Below are 17,402 nucleotides of genomic sequence, written 5' to 3'. Positions count from 1 at the left end.
CGTGGCGCCGCACGCCTCACCCCGATGTACCCCGTGGAGCGCGATCAGTTCCCACTCAGACGGCCTTCAGCTCGGTGTCGACACCCAGCCGGGCGAGTTCCGCAGCGATCTCGCCGCAGTAGATCGGGTTCATTGCGATCACCAGTTCCGGAGTGTCCTGCCGGAGCCGCTCGGGGGGGACGATGCGGTGGCCGCTACCGGCCATGAACATGCCGTGCTTGTGCGGGTTGATGTCGACTGCGTACCGGACCAGTTCGGCGGCGGTGCCGAGGCTTGCCAGGAACGACACACCTTTCGACCCGGAGCCCCAGATCGCGGTCGTCCCCCCGCGCTGATGCACCCGCCGCACCTGCTCGCTCCACCCCTGGAGGGTGGCGTCGAGGTGGCGCTGGAAATGACGCACGCCTGCGTGCAGCTCCGCCATGTCGTCCTCGATCGGCAGTGGGTCGCCCGGTGCCGGAACGCTGGACGGCCGCGCCTCGATCAGCAGGTACTGGTCGTCGTAGTCGAGGCGGACGTCAAGCACCTCGAATCCGGTGGCCCGGAACAGCCTCGCCAGGGAGCCTGCGCTGAAGTAGGAGCAGTGCTCGTAGTACACGTCCCAGAACGCCGCCTCCGTAAGCACCCGCAGGACGTCTGGGAGCTCGAACAGGACCGGTATGTCCGGCCGATCGCCGATCGCCGCGCGGATGGTGCGCATGAAGTCTCCGACCGGGCCGATGTGCTCCAGCGTGTGGCGGCACACCACCGCGTCGGCCGCCAGGTGCGCGTACCGCTCCGAGTAAAGGTCGTTGATCCACGTCAGCCGATCCGCGACCGGGGTGTCGATCCGCTCGGGACGGACGCCCGGGTCGATTCCGATTCCGGAACCGGCCCCTTCCTCGAGCATGTGGACGAGGAACTCACCCTTGCCGCAACCGATCTCCAGGATCGCCTTCCCGTACAGGTCATACGTGTGTACCCAGCGCTTGGCCAGGTCGCGCGCGAACTCGGTGAAGCGAGCCGAGAACGCCTGAGTCTCCTCATATCGGGCGGAATATCGGCTCTTGGCCGGATCGAAGGAGGTGTTCATGATGAAGCCGCAGCCCTCGCAGAAGGCGATCCGGAGGCTGCCGGTCGGGAACGCGCGTGCCTCTTCCTCGTCCGCCATCAGCAGACAACTGTGCGACGGCACCCGGTCCTTGGCGTAGAAGGGAATGATGGTTTCCCCGCCACAGGCAGGGCAGACGATGCGGGGAGCTGTCATGGGACGACCTCCGGTCTGGGGACGGGAATGATGAACCGGCCGCCACGCCGGATGTACTCCGCCTGTTGCTGCATGATCTCTTCGGCGAAATTCCAGGCCAGCAGCAGGACGTAGTCCGGCTGTTCGGTCAGGAGCACGTCGGTGGGCCTGATCGGTAGATGGGTGCCAGGCATGTGACGTCCGTGTTTGTGCACGTTCCGGTCGACGACGAAATCGACCAGGTCTGTGCCGATGCCGACATAGTTGATCAGGGTGGCGCCCTTGGCAGCCGCGCCGTAGGCAGCGATACGGCCACCCTCCGCGCGCAGTGAGGTCAGCAGCGACCGCAGCTCGGTCCTGATCTGCTCGACCGCCACGCCGAAGTCGGCGTAGTAATCGAAGGACGTCATGCCCCTGCTGGCCTCCTCGGCGAGGGAGCGCCGCACCGTGTCGCGGACCTCCTCGCGCGGTTCGAGGTGCCAACGCAGGGTGCCGCCGTGCAGGTTCGGGAAGTACTCCACGTCGTTGAGGAAGAGGCCGTGCCGACGGACCAGGTTGTCCACGGCCGTACACGAGTAGTAGCAGAAATGCTCGTGATAGATGGTGTCGAACTGGCGCTGCTCGACGAGATCCCGCACGTAGGGGTTCTCCACCGTGATCAGCCCGCCTTCGGCCACCAGCATCCGCATCCCCGCGACGAAGTCGTTCAGGGCTGGTACATGGGCCATGACATTGTTCGCGATGACCACGTCGGCGGGACCGTGCTCATCGAGGATGCGCCGGGCGAGTCGGGTGCCGAAGAACTCTGGCAGGGTCGGGACTCCGATGCGTTCGGCGACCGCTGCCTGGTCTGGCGCCGGATCGACGCCGAGTACCGGTATCCCGCGCTCGACGAAGTTACGGAGCAGGTAACCGTCGTTGCTGGCAAGCTCGACCACCAGGCTGTCCGGACCGAGCCCACGACTCTCGATCAGGTTGAGCGCATGCTCCCGGGCGTGCTGAAGCAGATGGTCGGAGAAGGAGGAGAAATACAGGTAGTTGTCGACGAAGAGCTGTTGCGGCGGCACCTCCTCGAGGATCTGCACCAGGGAGCAGGCCGAACAGAATGCGACCTCCAGCGGAAAGCGTGGCTCGGGCCGGTCGAGAGCGTCCGCCGGGACCAGCGCGTCGGCGAGTGGTGTCGTTCCCAGCGACAGGAAGTCCTTCAGCTCAGCCGCGCCGCAGGACCGACATACGATCAGGTCGCGCATGGCACCCGCTCCCTTCTGATCGGCCGCAGGGAGTTGTCGAGTAGACCTTCCGCCATGAGCTCCTGGATGCGCCGGATCCGCTGGAAGCGCGCCCCGATCAGGTCCTCCTTGGCCAGCTCGGCTGCCAGGTAGGCGGCGTGCAGCTCCTCCACGCCCTTGCGCACCGTCCACACCGGCTGGAATCCGGGTATCTCCCGTGCGATGCGGTCGCAATCGACCCGATAGTTCCGCTTGTCCGGTCCGGCCTCGTCGGCGAAGACAACCCGGCTGCCAGGTACGACATCCTCGACGATCTCGGCGACCTCACGTATCCGGTAGTTCTCGCCCGACCGGCCGACGTTGAACGCCTTGCAATGGATCGCCTCCCGCGGTGCCTCGCAGACCGCGAGCATCGCCCGGGCGATGTCCTCGATGTGGACCAGCGGACGCCATGGCGTCCCGTCGCTCTTGAGGTACACCTTGCCGGTCGTGACCGCATATCCCGTCAGGTTGTTGACCACCAGGTCGCCGCGCAGTCTGGGTGACACCCCGTAGGCGGTCGCGTTGCGGAGGAAGACCGGACTGAAACCATCGTCGGCGAGCGCGGTGAGCTCGCGTTCGGCGATCACCTTCGACTCCCCGTACGGCGTCACCGGATGGAACTCGGCGGATTCGTCGATGGGGGCGTCCCCATGGGCGCCATAAAGGCTACAGGAGGACGAGAAGACGAATCGCGGCACGCCGGCCTGCCTGGCCGCGCTGCCGATCATCAACGTCCCGCGTGCATTGATGTCGTAGGTGGTGCGGGGATTGAGATCTCCCAGTGGGTCGTTGGAGATTCCGGCCAGATGAATCACGGCGTCGAACCCCTCCAGATGGGAGGGGCGGACGTCGCGGATGTCGAGGGCGAGCGCCGGCACGGAGTCCGGTTCGGTCCCGAGCGTGCAGTCGGAGAACAGCATGCTGTCCAGGCCGGCGACGTCATGGCCGGCTTGCCGGAGGAACGGGACGAGGCGGGTTCCTATATATCCGTCGTGTCCGGTCACAAGAATGCGCATCGGGCTCAGTCCCACACCTTCCATGGCGCGTCGCCGGTGTCCCACAGCGACTGTAGGAGTTTTCGGTCGCGTACCGTGTCCATGCACTGCCAGAATCCGCTGTGGCGGTATGCCATCAGCTCGCCGTCCTTGGCGAGCAGCTCGAGGGGCTCCTTCTCGAACTGCGTGGCGTCGCCGGCGATATAGTTGAAAACCTGCGGCTCCAGCACGAAGAAGGCGCCGTTGATCCAGCCCTCGCCGGCCTGAGGTTTCTCGGAGAACTCCGAGACCCGGTCACCCTCCAGCTCCAGGCGACCGAAGCGGGCCGGTGGCCGGACGGCGGTCAGAGTGGCGATCTTCCCATGGCCACGGTGAAACGCGAGCAGCGCGTCGAGGTCGAGGTTGGAGACGCCGTCCCCCCAGGTCAACATGAACGTCCCGGAGTCGCCGAGCCAGCGCTCGAGCCGCAGGATACGGCCGCCGGTGGCCGTATCCTGGCCGGTGTCGACGAGGTTGACCCGCCAGTCCTCAGGACTGCTCGCGTGCCGGTGGACCTGCCCGTGCCGGAGTTCGACCGTGAGGTCGCTGGTGAGCGCGGCGTAGTCGACCAGCCAGCGCTTGATGTGCTCTCCCTTGTAACCCAGGGCGACGGTGAAGTCGGTGATCTTATAGTGGGCGTAATGCTTCATGATGTGCCAGATGATCGGGTGGTTGCCGATTTCGATCATTGGCTTGGGCTTGATGACAGTCTCTTCCGCCAACCGGCTTCCCAAACCGCCGGCCAGAATTCCGACCTTCATTGTTTTCCCCGCCAATTGGTGATGGTCGCGGCCGTCGAAGGTTATTCTTCTGGTACCCTAGCGCGGCCGCGGCGGTTCAACGGTGGCTGGTGGCACGGCGTGTCGACGGCACGTGCCTACCCATTTCGGAAGGTGTTCCAGGAGCTGTCTAAAACGCTCGACACGGGGAGTCGCACGGCCGCTCACGAACCCGACGCATAGTCGGACCTTCCCACCGCGACCGGTGACGATGACATCAGTGGGACCGATCGCCGTGCTTAGGTACCGTCGGTCGGCAGCCGGGCGAAGCCGATATCTGCCGGTGGATCAACACCTGGAACAAGGACCCGAAACCGTTCGTCCGGACCAACACCGCCGATGAGATCCTGGCGACCCCGCGGCTTAAGCTTGTCGTTTAAGTGCGCCACGAGCGCAGAAGGGAAAGGTGGTGGGTTGGTCGACGGTGGCGTGGGTGTGGTTGCCCAGATCGCGTTGACGTGCGCCCAGACCCCTTCGACCGGGTCGAGGTCGGGGGCGTAGGCGGGTAGGCGCACCACTGTCAGCCAGTCGGGTGGGTGTTGAGGTTTTCCCAGCATCGGGGTGTGGAGCCGGTGGTGCGCGGCGACGATCAGCGTTGCGTAGTCGTCCTCGGAGAAGCTGTGGCGCTCACCACGACGGCCGTGGTGGGCTTGTACCCGGTAGAACAGCCGGGGCCGGCCGTCGAGCCGGTGGCAGACCAAGGGCTGCCACCGATACCCGTCCCGAGCCCTTCCCGGATACCTGCACGGTCGGGGGTGTCCCGCGGAGCCCAGGTCCGGGCCTTGGATGGGCGCAGGCTCTGGCCCGCCTCGTCTTCGATGACGATCCACGAGCTGGTCGCCGCCGCCAGCCTCGTACCTTCGCGCAGGTCTCGGCTCGCAGGCATCGACCTTGCGCTCGTCGCGCTCGGCTGCCCGCCGGGTGGGGACCTGCGGGCTGTATCCCATGCGGTGGGAGCAGGTAGGAGGTGCCACGCACGGTGTAGCGGACGTGGAACAGCCGGCCGATCATCGTGGCGACCCGGGCCAGGATCCACCGCTGGTCGGCCCTCGCCGCCACTGGTGGGTCGACTTCCTACTCACCCGCAGCTGCCCGGCCACCTCGACCGGGTTGACACCCTCGGCGAACAGGCCCGCGGCCTGCACCCGCACCGCTTCCCGGTGGGCACGGCCCTCCGCCGATAAGCCACCACCATCCGCATACCCCATACCTCCGGTATGACCTGATTGCGATCTGCCCATACTATGACAGAACGGATGCGATCAAACAGACCTCGACCTTTCAAGGTCTGCAGCGTCCCATTGCATTGCTGGATGTCATCGCGACGAGGCCATGCGCCCCGACCTGTTATTGCACGGACGGTTCCGCTGATAGGTTCGTGCCGCTGGTCGGATCGGACAATCCGACCAGCGGCATGTTGTATGCACACCGCACCCTCGCGACGGCCTTTTCTGCGGCGATGGAACGCCCATGTCGGTAACGGCGGCCTGGGTATATCCATCGCGACGGCATGCCCAGCCGGTAATGGCGGCATGACAGTAACCCTGGAAAGGTATGTCTGATACGGCTCTAGTAATCCCTGGCGGCAGCTGTTGCGATGATGTCAACCTCGGATGAAGACCGTCCGAAGACTCTTTCGAACGTGACCCCGGCAACGGCCTGTTTCACCTTATCCCAGGACGGGTGCAGGCGACACGCGAGCCAACCGATCCGCCGTCCGGCAGCTTGACCGGTAGCTATCTTGGCCGCAGCAGAAAGCCGGAGGGCGTTCAGAATCTTACGTCGGCTACTTGGGGACAGAGTGCGAAAGAAACGTGACATAAGTACTGCACTGATAGTGCGGCGGAATCGCGAGGAGATGCCTACTTCGGCAGCCGTCGGTACGGGCCGGTCCGGTCCCATCGACATGGGACGAAGACGGCGAGTCCTAATTGTCGTCCAGAATCTTCCCGTCCGAATCGATCGGAGGGTATGGCAGGAATGCGTGGCTCTCATCGCCTGCGGTTACCAGGTCTCGGTCATCTGCCCACGCGGTGACGGGGAGCGGCGCCATCAAATCATTGAAGGTGTCAGCGTGTGGACATACCGGGCCGCACCCGCGGCCAGCGGAGTGCTGAGCTACATTTTCGAGTTCGTCTACTGCTGGTTTCGCACCTTCATCCTGACCCTGGCCGTGGTCCGTAAGGAGGGCTTCGATGTAATTCAGGCATGCAACCCTCCCGACACGTACTGGTTGCTGGCGGTGCTTTATAAGCCGTTTGGTAGGAAGTTCGTCTTCGACCATCACGATCTATGTCCGGAGCTGTACCGCTCGCGGTTCGACCGGGATTCCCCGATTTTGCTCCGCGCGCTGCTGCTGCTCGAACGGGCAAACCAGGCCATGGCCGACCATGTGATAGTCACGAATGACTCCTACCGACAGCTCGCCATGACCAGGGGTCGAAAGCGACCGGACCGGGTGACCGTGGTCCGCAGCGGACCGGACCCTGACCTCATGAAGCCAGCGTCGCAGCGCCCGGAGCTACGGCGTGGCCGCCGACACCTCGCCTGCTACCTGGGTGTCATGGGCCCGCAGGATGGCGTCGACCAGTTGCTCGACGCCATCGAGCACTATGTCCACGGTCTGCGCCGTACCGACTGCTTCTTCGCGTTGCTCGGCTTCGGTGACTGCCTGGATGAGTTGCGGGTGAGATCCAGCAGGCTCGCCCTCGATGACTGGGTCGAGTTCACCGGATTGGCCGACGACGTGATGATCCGCGACTATCTCTCCACTGCAGCCGTCGGTTTGTCTCCCGACCCGCGCAGTCCCCTGAACGAGATCTCGACCATGAACAAGACCCTGGAATACATGGCCTATGGGCTACCGGTCGTGGCCTACGACCTGGTGGAGACGCGGGTCAGTGCGGCCGACGCGGCGGTCTACGCGGCCTCGGACACAGCGGAGGACTTCGCCCGCACGCTCGCCGGCCTGCTGGACGACCCGGAAGGTTGCCGCGTCCTCGGAGCTCGCGGCAGGGAGCGGATCGTCAACGAGCTGTCCTGGCAGCATTCCGCGCGCAGATATGTGGAGATCTACGATCACCTCCTCGGTGCCGGCGCCCGGCCCGTCATTCCGGTACCCCGACAGAGCGAAGCGCCGGTGGGGCAGGACCGGAACGATCAGCGGGCCGTCCGGTGAGCGCCGCCCGTCCCCCCTGCTGTCCGGCATGCCACGGCACCGCCCTGGAGCCCCTGGCGACTATCGAGCGGTCGCCGGTGATGACGGGGGTCCTCTGGCCCTCCCGGCAGGAGGCGCTTGCCGCGCAGCGGCGGCCACTGGAGCTGTCGCTCTGCGGCCACTGCGGAACGGCATTCAACATCGCGTTCGAGGATGGCCTTGTCGAGTATGGCGGGGAGTACGACAACTCGCTGCATTTCTCGCCGGCGTTCCGCTCGTACGCACAGGCGTTGGCGGATCGTCTCATTGCCGCCCACCAGCTGGCCGGGTGCTCCGTCGTCGAGATCGGCTCGGGCAAGGGCGATTTCCTCCGTCTGCTGTGCCGGCGAGCGCCGTGCACCGGGACCGGCTACGACCCCACCTACGTCGGGCCGGACCACGCTGCCGACGCCGACGTGCACTTCGTCGTCGACCTGTACGGTCCGCGCTACTCTGATCTCCCCGCAGATCTTGTGATCTGCCGGCATGTTCTCGAGCACATGGCGGACCCGCTCGCCTTCCTCGCCGATATCCGCAACGCTCTCGGTGATCGGGACGCGTCGCTGTACCTCGAGGTGCCCAACGGGGGCTTCGTCCTCAGCGAGGCCGGGATGTGGGACTTCATCTACCCACACGTGTCGTACTTCTCTCCCGCCGGGCTGCGGCGCGTGGTGACGGCTGCCGGCTTCGCGGTCACCGACACCGGCACCTCCTACGGGGACCAGTTTCTCTGGATCGAGGCCAGGACGGCCTCACCGGTTGTTCCCCACGCTCGGATCGGTTCCACCGCTGACAAGGACTCTTCCGGCGACACGACCCGATTCGTGGCACAGGCACGGGCATTCGGCGACATGTACCGGGGGATGGTCCAACGCGCCGCCACCGAGATCGGCGGCAGCTCGGCCGGTCCCGCGCGGGATGCGCCATGCGTGCTGCTCTGGGGAGCGGGGTCCAAGGGAGTGACGCTGCTCAATGTGCTCGACCCCGGTCCCGCGGTGCGGGCGGTGGTCGATCTCAACCCGCGCAAGAGGGGCCTGTTCATTCCCGGCACCGGGCACCGGGTGCTGGCGCCCGAGGACGTGCCGGCGCAGCGCGTGGATCGGGTGCTGCTGCCGAACCCGCTGTACCTCGACGAGGTCCGCGACCTTCTAGCGCAACTGGGAGTGCGCGCGGACGTCGTCCCTCTCGGCAGTCGGGGTCCTGTCCCTGCACAGCAGCTGGCCGACGCTCCGGAGAAGGATGGTGTGAAGTCATGAGAGTGGAAAGTGGCGCGCAGGCCGCTGCTGCCGAATACCAGGTTGCCGCCGAGACATCATCTCGACCGCGCCGCACCCCGACGCCACCGCGAACAGGTTCGGTGCCGCTGGTGACGATTGGACTGCCCGTCCTCAACGGGGAGAACTTCCTGGAGCGGGCGCTCGAGTCGCTTGTCACCCAGGACTACCCAAACCTGCAGATCATCGTGGCGGACAATGGCAGCACGGACCGCACGGAAGAGATCTGCCGTGCTTTCACCCGTCGAGACGCGCGGATCGAGTACCATCGCAGCGCCGTGAACCGGGGTGCAGCTTGGAACTACAACCGGCTCGTCCGACTTGCCGCGGGTACGTACTTCAAATGGGCAGCCCATGACGACCTGTGCGCTCCCTCCTTGGTCAGCCGGTGTGTCGCGGGCCTGGAAGCCGGGCCCCGAGACGCCGTCCTGGCCTATCCGAAAACTGCTCTCATCGGCCTGGATGACGCGGTTATCGGTGACTTCGAGGACGAGATGGATCTTCGGGAGGAGCAGCCGCACGAGCGGCTAAAGCATTTTCTGTCGACCCGGACAGAATACCACCCGGTATTCGGAGTAATCCGGACAGAAGTGCTAGGGGGAACCAGTCTCATCGGCAGGTATGTCGGTTCCGATGTAGTCCTTCTGGCAGAGCTAGCATTGCGTGGAAAGTTCATCGAGGTGCCGGAGCGCCTGTTCCTCAGGCGTTTCCATGCGGGCACGTCCATGAATGCTAATCCGGGGGCCAGGGAGCGCGCTTCGTGGTTCGACCCGAAGAGGCGGGTGCCGGCGATGCCGATGACGGAGCGAACCGTGCGGATGGCCATCACCATCTGCTCCTGTGAACTACTTGGTCACGTCGAGCGTGTTCGCTGCCTGGCGGCTCTGGGACAACATTGGGCACGCCCCTATGCACGGCACATGGGGGGCGAAGTACGCGCGATAGCCGCGGACCGACTCGTACCCCGGCTCGGCTCGCTGCTCACCTAGCGCCGATACGACTGGGACACGCGCGTCGGAACATGCATCGCCGCGGTTCCGGCCTATTACATTGGGCTGGGTGAGGCGAATGTAGATCTTTGGAGTTGCGAATGACAGAGCCTTTCGATCCTGGCCTGGTAAAAGGCTCATCCGTGGCGCTCGCGGCTTACCAGGGGGAGTCGGAAATGGACGTAGTGACGGTTTGTCGAACGGTTTTTCGCCGGTGGTACGTGGTTGTTCCGGTCCTGGTTGCCACCGTGGTCGTGCTCTGGGTCACAACGTCCAAGGCAGAACCGGTCTACCAGGCCGAGGCCCAGGCCATCGTCGTCGGACCGTCGGTGGAACAGAACGGTGAAATCGTACAGCCAGTCAACCCGCTGTCCTATTTCAACGACTCTCTCAAACTGCTCACACTGACCATATCGAGGATCATCAACGGCGAGCAGGCGCGGGACGGGATCAGGGCGGCGGGCTTCCGCGCGGATTACACGGTGACGGCGCCACCGGAAACGACATTCCTAGAGATCACCGCGACCGATCCCGATCCCGCCGAGGCCACTCGCACAGCGGCGCAGGTACTGGACCAGATCACCGCCAACACGAACGAACTACAGATGTCGGTGCCGGCGGGTCTGCGTTATGAGGTTCAGCGACTGTTCCAACCGGTGCGCACGAGCAACGAGCCTGGGCGCAGCCTCCAGTTGCTGGCGACCATCGCGGTCCTGGGAGCGCTGGCCGCGTTGGGGCTGGCACTGTCCGTCGACGCCGCGGCCAGGCGACGGGCCCGATCGCGCCGGGAGCGACCCCGGTCACACCGCGGCGCCTGGTCGCGCCGGGATCCAAAGCGGACCGGCGGACGTCGACACCTGGCCGGGTCGCCGAAGGCGGTGTGGCCTGAGCCGGCGGTGTGGCCTGAGCCGGCGGTGCAGTCTGAGCCGGCGGTGCAGTCTGAGCCGGCGGTGCAGTCTGAGCCGGCGGTGTGGCCTGAGCCGGCGGTGCAGTCTGAGCCGGCGGTGCAGTCTGAGCCGGCGGTGCAGTCTGAGCCGGCGGTGCAGTCTGAGCCGGCGGTGCAGTCTGAGCCGGCAAAGGCACCGCCGGTACCCGCCCAGGCCGCACCGGTGCCGGCCGGGCAGCCCGCGGCCACGCCGATGCCGTCCAAGGCCCCGAAGACGGCCGCGCCGTCGGTGCCCGCCCAGATGGCACGGGAAGAAGCCGGTGAGCGGTCCTGGTCCCGCGAAGGGGCCGGCGGATGGTCCTTCGCCGTAGCGTCCTTCGACGGAGCGTCCGACGACGGAACTGGCGGGTGGTCCTTCGACGGAGTCGGCAAGAGGCGGCCGGGGGCAGGCCTGTGACCGTGGCGCTCGACGGTGGCATGACCGCCGATTGCCTCGCCGATCCGGTCACCCCGGGTACCCGGCCGTGGGGCGGCGAGGCGCCCCGTTCTCGCCGCGGCGACATACTCGCCTCTCCGGTCAGCCAGACGTTTGCCGCGGTGGTGCTCGGCACCGCCGCGGTCGCCGCGGCGGTGCTGCGTGGCCCGGTCGGCGCCGCGGCAGTGCTGGCCGTGCCCGCACTGGTAGTACCGCTGCTGCTCAGCCACCGGGACGCGGTGAGCCTACTGACGTTGTTCGTCTTCGCCCTCTTCTCGGTGCCGGTCTCCTACCGGCTCGGGCCCGCCGGTGCGCTCGCCGTCCCGATCGGCGTTGGTTGCCTGGCGTGCTGGCTCCGGCATCGAGCCGCACCGCGTACCCGCCTCGACCCGGCGTTCCAACCGGTGCGGGCGGCGACGCTCGTGCTTCTGTGGTTGTTCACTCTCAGCTTCGCGGTGGCGTTCACCCGGATCACCACACCGCTGGAGATCCGCTCGGCTGAGCGTTACCTCGTCATCGCCACCGCGCAGAGCGGGGTGACGCTGGTGGCCGCAGACATGATCGGGAACCGGGCCAGGCTCGACACCATCCTGCGCCGGATCGTGCTGGGCGCGACCTTCATGGCCGTCATCGGTGGAATCCAGTTTCTGACGGATCGTGACTACAGCAGCATCCTGGTGCCCCCGGGCATGTCGGTCGGCCCTTCGCCCCGCGAGGTGATCGAGCTGCGTTCCGACTTCCGGCGGGTCGCCGGTACCGCCGGCCACCCGATCGAGTTCGGGGTCGTTCTGGCCATGATCCTGCCGTTGGCGCTGCACTACGCGTGCGTTACTCGCGGGCAAGCGGCGCGGGTCTGGGCGTGGGCGCAAGTCGCTGTGATCGGCGCCGCCATCCCGACCAGCATCTCCCGAAGCGCGGTCCTGAGCTTTGCGATCGGGATCACGGCTTTCCTCACCGTCCGGGGCTACCGGCGGATCCTGCACGGCCTGCTGGCGCTGGCCCTGTTCCTGTTCATCTTGCACGAGATGTTTCCGGGCCTGCTGGAGGAAATCGTGTCGCTGTTCCTCGGCGCGAATAAGGACCCGAGTGTCGCCGGCCGCACGGAAGACTACGCGGCGGTGTGGGAACTGATCCTGCGACGGCCGTTTCTCGGCCTGGGAATCGGCACGTTCATCCCGCAGCAGTACTTCTTCCTCGACAACCAACTCCTCGGTTCAGTGCTGGAGACCGGCGTCCTCGGTACCGTGGTCCTACTGGGCTGGCTCGCCGTTGGTCTGTCCGTGAGCCGCGGAGTTCGGCGCCGGGCGCGCACAGCGCGCGACCGGGAACTCGGCCAGACACTGGTGGCCTCGATTCTGGCGGGTTTCGCCGGCTTCCTCACCTTCGACGCGCTCGGTTTCGCGATCTTCAGCGGCCTGCTGTTCCTACTGGTCGGATGCGCGGGAGCGCTCTGGCGTATGACGGCATCACCCGAAACACTCACGCCATCGCCGCAGGCGCTGGCCGCGACGGGCCGGTCATGACGGAGTCGACAGTGCCGACGCGGGCTGTGACCGGGCCCGCCGCTTCGGGTCGCAATCGGGGCGCAATGGTGCGCGGCGCCCGGTGGATGACGGTGGACCAGATCACCGTCCAGGTCTCCCGTCTCCTGGTCCAGATTGTCCTTGCCCGGCTACTCGAACCGCGGGCATTCGGGTTGATGACGATGGCTCTGGTCGTCGTGATGTTCCTCGAGATCATGCGCGGTTTCGGGACCGGTATGGCGATAGTGCAACGCGCCGAGATCAACCAGCGCCTACTCAACAGCGTCTTCTTTCTCAACATCGGGCTCGGTGTCGCGGTCTCGGTGTTCCTGGCATTGCTGGCACCGGGCGTGTCGGCACTGTACGGCGACGCCGCGCTGACGCCGGTGCTCCAGGTTCTCGGCCTCGGCCTGCTGTTCGCCAGTATCGGCGACCTGCAACAGTGGCTGCTGCGCCGGGAGATGAAGTTCGGTGCGGTTGCCGCGGCTGACATCATCGGTACGACTGTCAATGGTGTCTGCTCGATCCTGCTCGGCGTGCTGGGTTTCCAGGTGTGGTCGCTGGTCGTCGGCTACGTGGTCGGCTTCGGAGTCACCTCGCTGGTCGCGTGGATGCTGTCGCCATGGCGTCCACAGGCGTCATTCAGCCTGTCCGACCTGCGATCTCTGCTGGGATTCAGCGCCAACCTGAGCGCTTTCCGCATTTTCAATTTCCTACTGCTGCACGGCGACAAAGTAATCGTCGGCCGTTTCCTCGGGGCCGCTTCGCTGGGTTTCTACGGGCTGGGGCAGCGGGTGCTGATGTATCCGGTCAGCTCGGTCTCCACTGCACTTCAGGAAGTCATGTTCGCTGGCCTGTCCCGACTCCAGCATGACCATGCCGCGATCCGCCGGGTCTATTTCCGGTCGTGTGCGGTGACCGCGTTGGTCTGTTTTCCGGTCATGGCCGGGCTGGCGGTCGTAGCGCCGGATCTCGTCATGGTAGCACTCGGCGAGCGTTGGGAGCCGATGGTCACACTCATCCGGATACTCGCGCCGATCGGAGGCATCCAGTCGGTGAGTTTCGGCGTCGGTGTCCTCTATAACGCCACCGGGCGTACCGACCTGCTGCTGCGCTGGGGAATGGTCTCCGGACCGTTGATGATCGCCAGCTATTTCGCCGGCCTTCCGTGGGGCATCAACGGTGTGGCTGCGGCCTACGCTATTATGATCGTGCTGCTGCTGCCACCTGGTTTCGCGATTCCCTTCCGGCTGGTGGACGCCAGGCTGCGGGAGTTGGTTGCAGCGATCTGGCCACACCTCATGGCGACCGGGGTGACCGTGGCCGCCATGACCGCCGTCCAGTGGTTGAGCCATGGAATGGATCTGCCCCGCCCGATCTGCCTGACATCCAGCGTCCTGGCGGGCGCCGCGAGCTACGTCGGTGTCACCTGGATACAACGCCCACCCGCATTGGCGGACCTGCTGATGTTCGTGCGGCGAGGCGAACCCCGTGTCGGGACGGCCGACCAGGTCGCGTAATCGAGCGGGGTCCGCCCGGGCGTGACGACATCGGGGCCGAAGCCAGAGCGAAGGCGAGCAGGTCGTCGTTCGTACCGCTACCGAATGAAACGAGGTCGAGCCGTGAAAACGAGATGTCCTACGGCCGCCACCGTTCCCGGTGACCAGCCCTCAAGCGAACATCGGCAGGGCCGTCGATGACCGTCACGGCGGAAGACCCGGTGGCGGCGTCCCAGGACGTGGTGCTCACCCTGTTCAGAGAAACGCTCCAGGATATGGCGATCAGGGCGTATATGCGTCCACCCGACCGCCTGCTCATCACCCTGCTGCGCTCGTCACGGGTGAGCCGGGTCCTGGTGGCGGAGCCGTTCCGCAGCCTGCTCGGCACGATGGTTCGGGGTGGGCGGATGGTCGCCCTGCCGCCGGCCAGCGGACCCGAGCGGTACCTGGTGTCGCCGCAGCGGTGGCGACGGGACGATCCGGCGTCGCTGCCGCTGGTGCGCAGCACCTACCGTCGCTACGACGCCGCGCTGCGCCGGCGCGTGGCCCAGGCCAGCTGTGAGCGGCCCGTCCTGATTACCACGAACCCCCTGGTGGCGGGCTTTGCCGAAGCGGAATGGGCGAACTCGGTCGTGTATTTCGCGCGGGACGACTGGGCGTCGTCCCCGCCGCTGCGGCGGTGGCATCCGGCATTCCGCCGGGCCTATGTGGAGATCCGCCGACGCCGACGGCCGGTCATCGCGGTCTCCCGGCCGCTCCTGGAGCGCATAGACCCGACCGGCGAGGGCCTGGTCGTCCACAACGCCGTCGATCCGGCTGAATGGCGGCGTCCACCGGCCCCGCCGGAGTGGCTTCAGCGGCTCCCGCGGCCGTGGTGTGTATATGCCGGCAGCGTCGACGACCGCCTCGATCTGGACCTGGTTCGACGCCTGGCCTCGGCCGGCACTGTGGTTCTGGCCGGCCCGGTCGAGCGCGAGGAACACGTCAGACCGCTGCGGTCGGTTCCCTCGGTGCACCTGCCGGGCCATCTGCCGCGGCCGGTTGTCACGGGAGTGATCGCTGCGGCCGACGTGTGTCTGCTCACGCACCGACGCACCCCGCTCACCGAGGCAATGGACCCTATCAAGATCTACGAATACCTCGCGGCCGGCTGTCCTGTGATCGCCACGGACCTCACCCCCGTCCGTGACATCAGCCCGCGGGTCCGGCGGCTGGGGCCCGGGGAGGATCCGGTGTCCGTGCTGCGCGAGGTTCTTGCCTGGCCCGCAGTTGACGAGGCCGAGCGGCTGGCCTTTGTCGACCGCAACAGCTGGGCATCCCGGCATGTCAGCCTGCTCCACTTTGCCCTCGGCGGGTCCTCGTCTCCCGTACCGGCCGGCCCCCTGCCGCTACACGCCTGATCGAGAGCTGGAAGGATCCGATGGCTCGACTTGGACCGACCATCCGGCGCCGGTACGTCCTCATCGCGCTCGTGGCGGCGGTGGTCGCGGCCGGTGGAATCCTGATCGTCGTCACCGTTGCGAGCGATGGTTCGGACCCGACAGCAGGCGGGCCCTCGCCAGCCGGTACCGGGACCGCCGTTGCGCCGCCGGTCGGTCCGTCCACGGCCCACGGGTGCGGGAGCAGGCCGGACGACTCGAACACCGGCCCACCCGCGGGCACCCACCTCGGGCGAACGGCGGACGTAACCCTCCGGACCGCTGGCCAGCTACTCGTCAACAAGGAGTTCTTCGGCCTGGTCGACATCTACGCCGACAATGTCACCATCAGGAACTCGGTCGTCCACGGCAGTATCCGGATACGCGGGAATAACGCCGTGATAGACCATGTGGCGGCCGCCGGGATCGCAATCCGTGGCGGCTCCGGTCATGTCGTTCAGTACACTGATGTCTCCGGCGGAGATGACGGATTTCATATCGATTCCAAATATCAGCCGGTTTCACGGGTACTCATACGCAACAACTACGTACACGATCCTTCCCCACCGCCCGATGCTCATGTCGACGGCGTCCAGGTTCGCGGCGTACGGAACCTGAGCCTGCTGTGTAACAACTTCGACCTGACGCCGTACCAGCGGACCCAGAATGGCGTCATATATCTTGAGTGGGCGAGCGGTGGAAACTATGACGTGATCGTCGACCGTAACTGGCTGAACGGCGGCGGCAGTACGCTGTTTGTCGCCGCGACGAATCTCCGGGTGACGCGGAACCGCTTCGGCCGTGATTTCCGCTGGAGCGTCTGCCGGCTCGGCGACAACGAGAGATCATTTTTCAGTGCTGGAAACGTCTGGGATGACACCGGCACACCGGTAAAGCTGTGCGACCAGGAATAGGTCATGTCCGGCGGTGGGCCTCTGCTGACGCCAGTTTTTTGACCAGGCACTGCTGGGGGGATCCGATGGCTCGACCCGGACGGACTATTCGACGGCGGCAGGTGCTGCTCGGGCTGGTAGTGGCGACGCTGGCCGCAGCCGGGCTCACCGGCCGCGCCGGTTCACTGGAGCCGCCGGCAACCACTGAGTGCGACCGTCGGCCGGACGTCTCGAACACCGGCCCAGCGCCCGGGGTCCCGCTCCGGACAGCGAAGCAGAATCTCTATGTTGACGGGCAGGTATTGGAGAACAAGGAGTTCTTCGGCCCGGTTGACATCGTCGCCGACAATGTCACCATCAGGAATTCGATCGTTTACGGCGGTATCCGGCTACGCGGGAATCGCACCATGATAGACCATGTGACGGCGACCGGGATTTCGATTCAATCCGGCACCGGCCATGTCATCCAGTACGCCAACCTGTCCGGGGGCGCGGACGGCATCCACCTCGGGTCGAACCGGCCGGTATCCGGCACCATCATCCGCAACAACTACATTCACGACCTGATGGCGCTGTCCGGTCTACACGTCGACGGCATACAGGTCCGCGGCTCACGGAATCTGAGCGTGGTGTGCAACAATATAGACCTGGGGCCGTACAGGCAGCGACAGAACGGTGCCATATACCTGGAATGGGTGAACGGCGGAAACCACGGCGTGGTCATCGACCGCAACTGGCTGAATGGCGGCGGCAACACGTTGTACGTCACCGCGACGAACCTCCGGGTGACGTACAACCGATTCGGGCGGAACTTCCGCTGGGCCGTCTGCCGGCTGAATGACCGCAGGAATCCGTTTGTCAGCGCCGGAAACGTCTGGGACAACACCGGCGGGCCGGTGAACCTGTGCGGCCAGGGCTAGGCAGGCCTAGTGAATCCTGG

At 65.9% G+C, this 17,402-nt stretch carries 15 protein-coding genes; 9 read left to right on the top strand and 6 right to left on the bottom strand.

Going from position 1 to position 17,402, the window contains the following annotated elements:
• Positions 1-55: 55 nt before the first annotated feature.
• From FRANEAN1_RS32735 to FRANEAN1_RS39900, 6 genes are all read right to left on the bottom strand, one after another.
• Entirely contained in the window at positions 56-1,246 is a 1,191-nt protein-coding gene (locus tag FRANEAN1_RS32735) for a class I SAM-dependent methyltransferase (protein WP_020463972.1), read from the bottom strand.
• Positions 1,243-2,475: a class I SAM-dependent methyltransferase gene (locus tag FRANEAN1_RS32730; RefSeq protein ID WP_020463971.1), complete on the bottom strand. Its 1,233-nt coding sequence runs from the start codon at positions 2,473-2,475 to the stop codon at positions 1,243-1,245. Before FRANEAN1_RS32730 ends, FRANEAN1_RS32735 begins: the two co-directional genes overlap by 4 nt.
• Positions 2,463-3,512 (bottom strand): SDR family oxidoreductase, encoded by a 1,050-nt coding sequence (locus FRANEAN1_RS32725; RefSeq protein WP_020463970.1) that lies wholly within the window; start codon positions 3,510-3,512, stop codon positions 2,463-2,465. The genes FRANEAN1_RS32730 and FRANEAN1_RS32725 overlap by 13 nt, the downstream gene beginning before the upstream one ends.
• Before the next feature lie 5 nt (positions 3,513-3,517).
• Positions 3,518-4,291: a glucose-1-phosphate cytidylyltransferase gene (gene rfbF / locus FRANEAN1_RS32720; protein ID WP_020463969.1), complete on the bottom strand. Its 774-nt coding sequence runs from the start codon at positions 4,289-4,291 to the stop codon at positions 3,518-3,520.
• Positions 4,292-4,548: 257 nt separating this feature from the next.
• Entirely contained in the window at positions 4,549-5,010 is a 462-nt protein-coding gene (locus FRANEAN1_RS42660) for a hypothetical protein (protein ID WP_049795812.1), read from the bottom strand.
• A 306-nt stretch (positions 5,011-5,316) separates the two neighbouring features.
• Positions 5,317-5,517 carry a helix-turn-helix domain-containing protein gene (locus tag FRANEAN1_RS39900; RefSeq protein ID WP_347176849.1) on the bottom strand — a complete coding sequence of 67 codons (201 nt, stop codon included), beginning with the start codon at positions 5,515-5,517 and terminating at the stop codon, positions 5,317-5,319.
• Between the two features lie 650 nt (positions 5,518-6,167).
• On the opposite strand from FRANEAN1_RS39900, the gene FRANEAN1_RS32710 reads away from it, so the two are divergent.
• From FRANEAN1_RS32710 to FRANEAN1_RS32670, 9 genes are all read left to right on the top strand, one after another.
• The gene (locus FRANEAN1_RS32710; RefSeq protein WP_049795811.1) at positions 6,168-7,487 is read left to right on the top strand and encodes a glycosyltransferase; all 1,320 of its coding nucleotides are present in this window, start codon (positions 6,168-6,170) and stop codon (positions 7,485-7,487) included.
• Between the two features lie 80 nt (positions 7,488-7,567).
• Entirely contained in the window at positions 7,568-8,761 is a 1,194-nt protein-coding gene (locus tag FRANEAN1_RS32705; RefSeq protein ID WP_157472875.1) for a class I SAM-dependent methyltransferase, read from the top strand.
• Positions 8,758-9,768, top strand: coding sequence for a glycosyltransferase family A protein (locus FRANEAN1_RS32700; RefSeq protein WP_020463965.1), 1,011 nt, complete (start codon positions 8,758-8,760; stop codon positions 9,766-9,768). Before FRANEAN1_RS32705 ends, FRANEAN1_RS32700 begins: the two co-directional genes overlap by 4 nt.
• Positions 9,769-9,989: 221 nt before the next feature.
• Entirely contained in the window at positions 9,990-11,111 is a 1,122-nt protein-coding gene (locus FRANEAN1_RS37580) for a hypothetical protein (protein WP_049795810.1), read from the top strand.
• A 20-nt stretch (positions 11,112-11,131) separates the two neighbouring features.
• Positions 11,132-12,652: an O-antigen ligase family protein gene (locus FRANEAN1_RS32690; protein WP_020463963.1), complete on the top strand. Its 1,521-nt coding sequence runs from the start codon at positions 11,132-11,134 to the stop codon at positions 12,650-12,652.
• Between the two features lie 65 nt (positions 12,653-12,717).
• Positions 12,718-14,172, top strand: a complete 1,455-nt coding sequence (locus FRANEAN1_RS32685) for a lipopolysaccharide biosynthesis protein (RefSeq protein ID WP_020463962.1) — start codon at positions 12,718-12,720, stop codon at positions 14,170-14,172.
• A gap of 176 nt (positions 14,173-14,348) precedes the next feature.
• Complete coding sequence (locus tag FRANEAN1_RS32680; protein ID WP_020463961.1) at positions 14,349-15,551, top strand: glycosyltransferase; 1,203 nt, start codon at positions 14,349-14,351, stop codon at positions 15,549-15,551.
• Between the two features lie 71 nt (positions 15,552-15,622).
• A complete protein-coding gene (locus tag FRANEAN1_RS32675) occupies positions 15,623-16,483 on the top strand; it encodes a right-handed parallel beta-helix repeat-containing protein (protein WP_347176848.1) in 861 nt (286 codons plus the stop codon).
• A gap of 101 nt (positions 16,484-16,584) precedes the next feature.
• On the top strand, positions 16,585-17,382 hold the full coding sequence (locus tag FRANEAN1_RS32670; RefSeq protein ID WP_347176847.1) for a right-handed parallel beta-helix repeat-containing protein: 798 nt from the start codon (positions 16,585-16,587) through the stop codon (positions 17,380-17,382).
• Positions 17,383-17,402: the final 20 nt, after the last annotated feature.

The organism is Parafrankia sp. EAN1pec (assembly GCF_000018005.1).
GTDB classification, from domain to species: domain Bacteria; phylum Actinomycetota; class Actinomycetes; order Frankiales; family Frankiaceae; genus Parafrankia; species Parafrankia soli.
This window is presented reverse-complemented; position numbering and strand designations above follow the sequence as displayed.

Coding starts and splice junctions, on each gene's coding strand:
- FRANEAN1_RS32730 (WP_020463971.1), bottom strand. CDS start 2,475: ATGCGCGACCTGATCGTATGTCGGTCCTGCGGCGCGGCTGAGCTGAAG.
- FRANEAN1_RS32690 (WP_020463963.1), top strand. CDS start 11,132: ATGACCGCCGATTGCCTCGCCGATCCGGTCACCCCGGGTACCCGGCCG.
- FRANEAN1_RS32685 (WP_020463962.1), top strand. CDS start 12,718: ATGGTGCGCGGCGCCCGGTGGATGACGGTGGACCAGATCACCGTCCAG.
- FRANEAN1_RS32680 (WP_020463961.1), top strand. CDS start 14,349: ATGACCGTCACGGCGGAAGACCCGGTGGCGGCGTCCCAGGACGTGGTG.
- FRANEAN1_RS32700 (WP_020463965.1), top strand. CDS start 8,758: ATGAGAGTGGAAAGTGGCGCGCAGGCCGCTGCTGCCGAATACCAGGTT.
- FRANEAN1_RS39900 (WP_347176849.1), bottom strand. CDS start 5,517: ATGGGGTATGCGGATGGTGGTGGCTTATCGGCGGAGGGCCGTGCCCAC.
- rfbF (WP_020463969.1), bottom strand. CDS start 4,291: ATGAAGGTCGGAATTCTGGCCGGCGGTTTGGGAAGCCGGTTGGCGGAA.
- FRANEAN1_RS32710 (WP_049795811.1), top strand. CDS start 6,168: ATGCCTACTTCGGCAGCCGTCGGTACGGGCCGGTCCGGTCCCATCGAC.
- FRANEAN1_RS32705 (WP_157472875.1), top strand. CDS start 7,568: ATGACGGGGGTCCTCTGGCCCTCCCGGCAGGAGGCGCTTGCCGCGCAG.
- FRANEAN1_RS32735 (WP_020463972.1), bottom strand. CDS start 1,246: ATGACAGCTCCCCGCATCGTCTGCCCTGCCTGTGGCGGGGAAACCATC.
- FRANEAN1_RS32725 (WP_020463970.1), bottom strand. CDS start 3,512: ATGCGCATTCTTGTGACCGGACACGACGGATATATAGGAACCCGCCTC.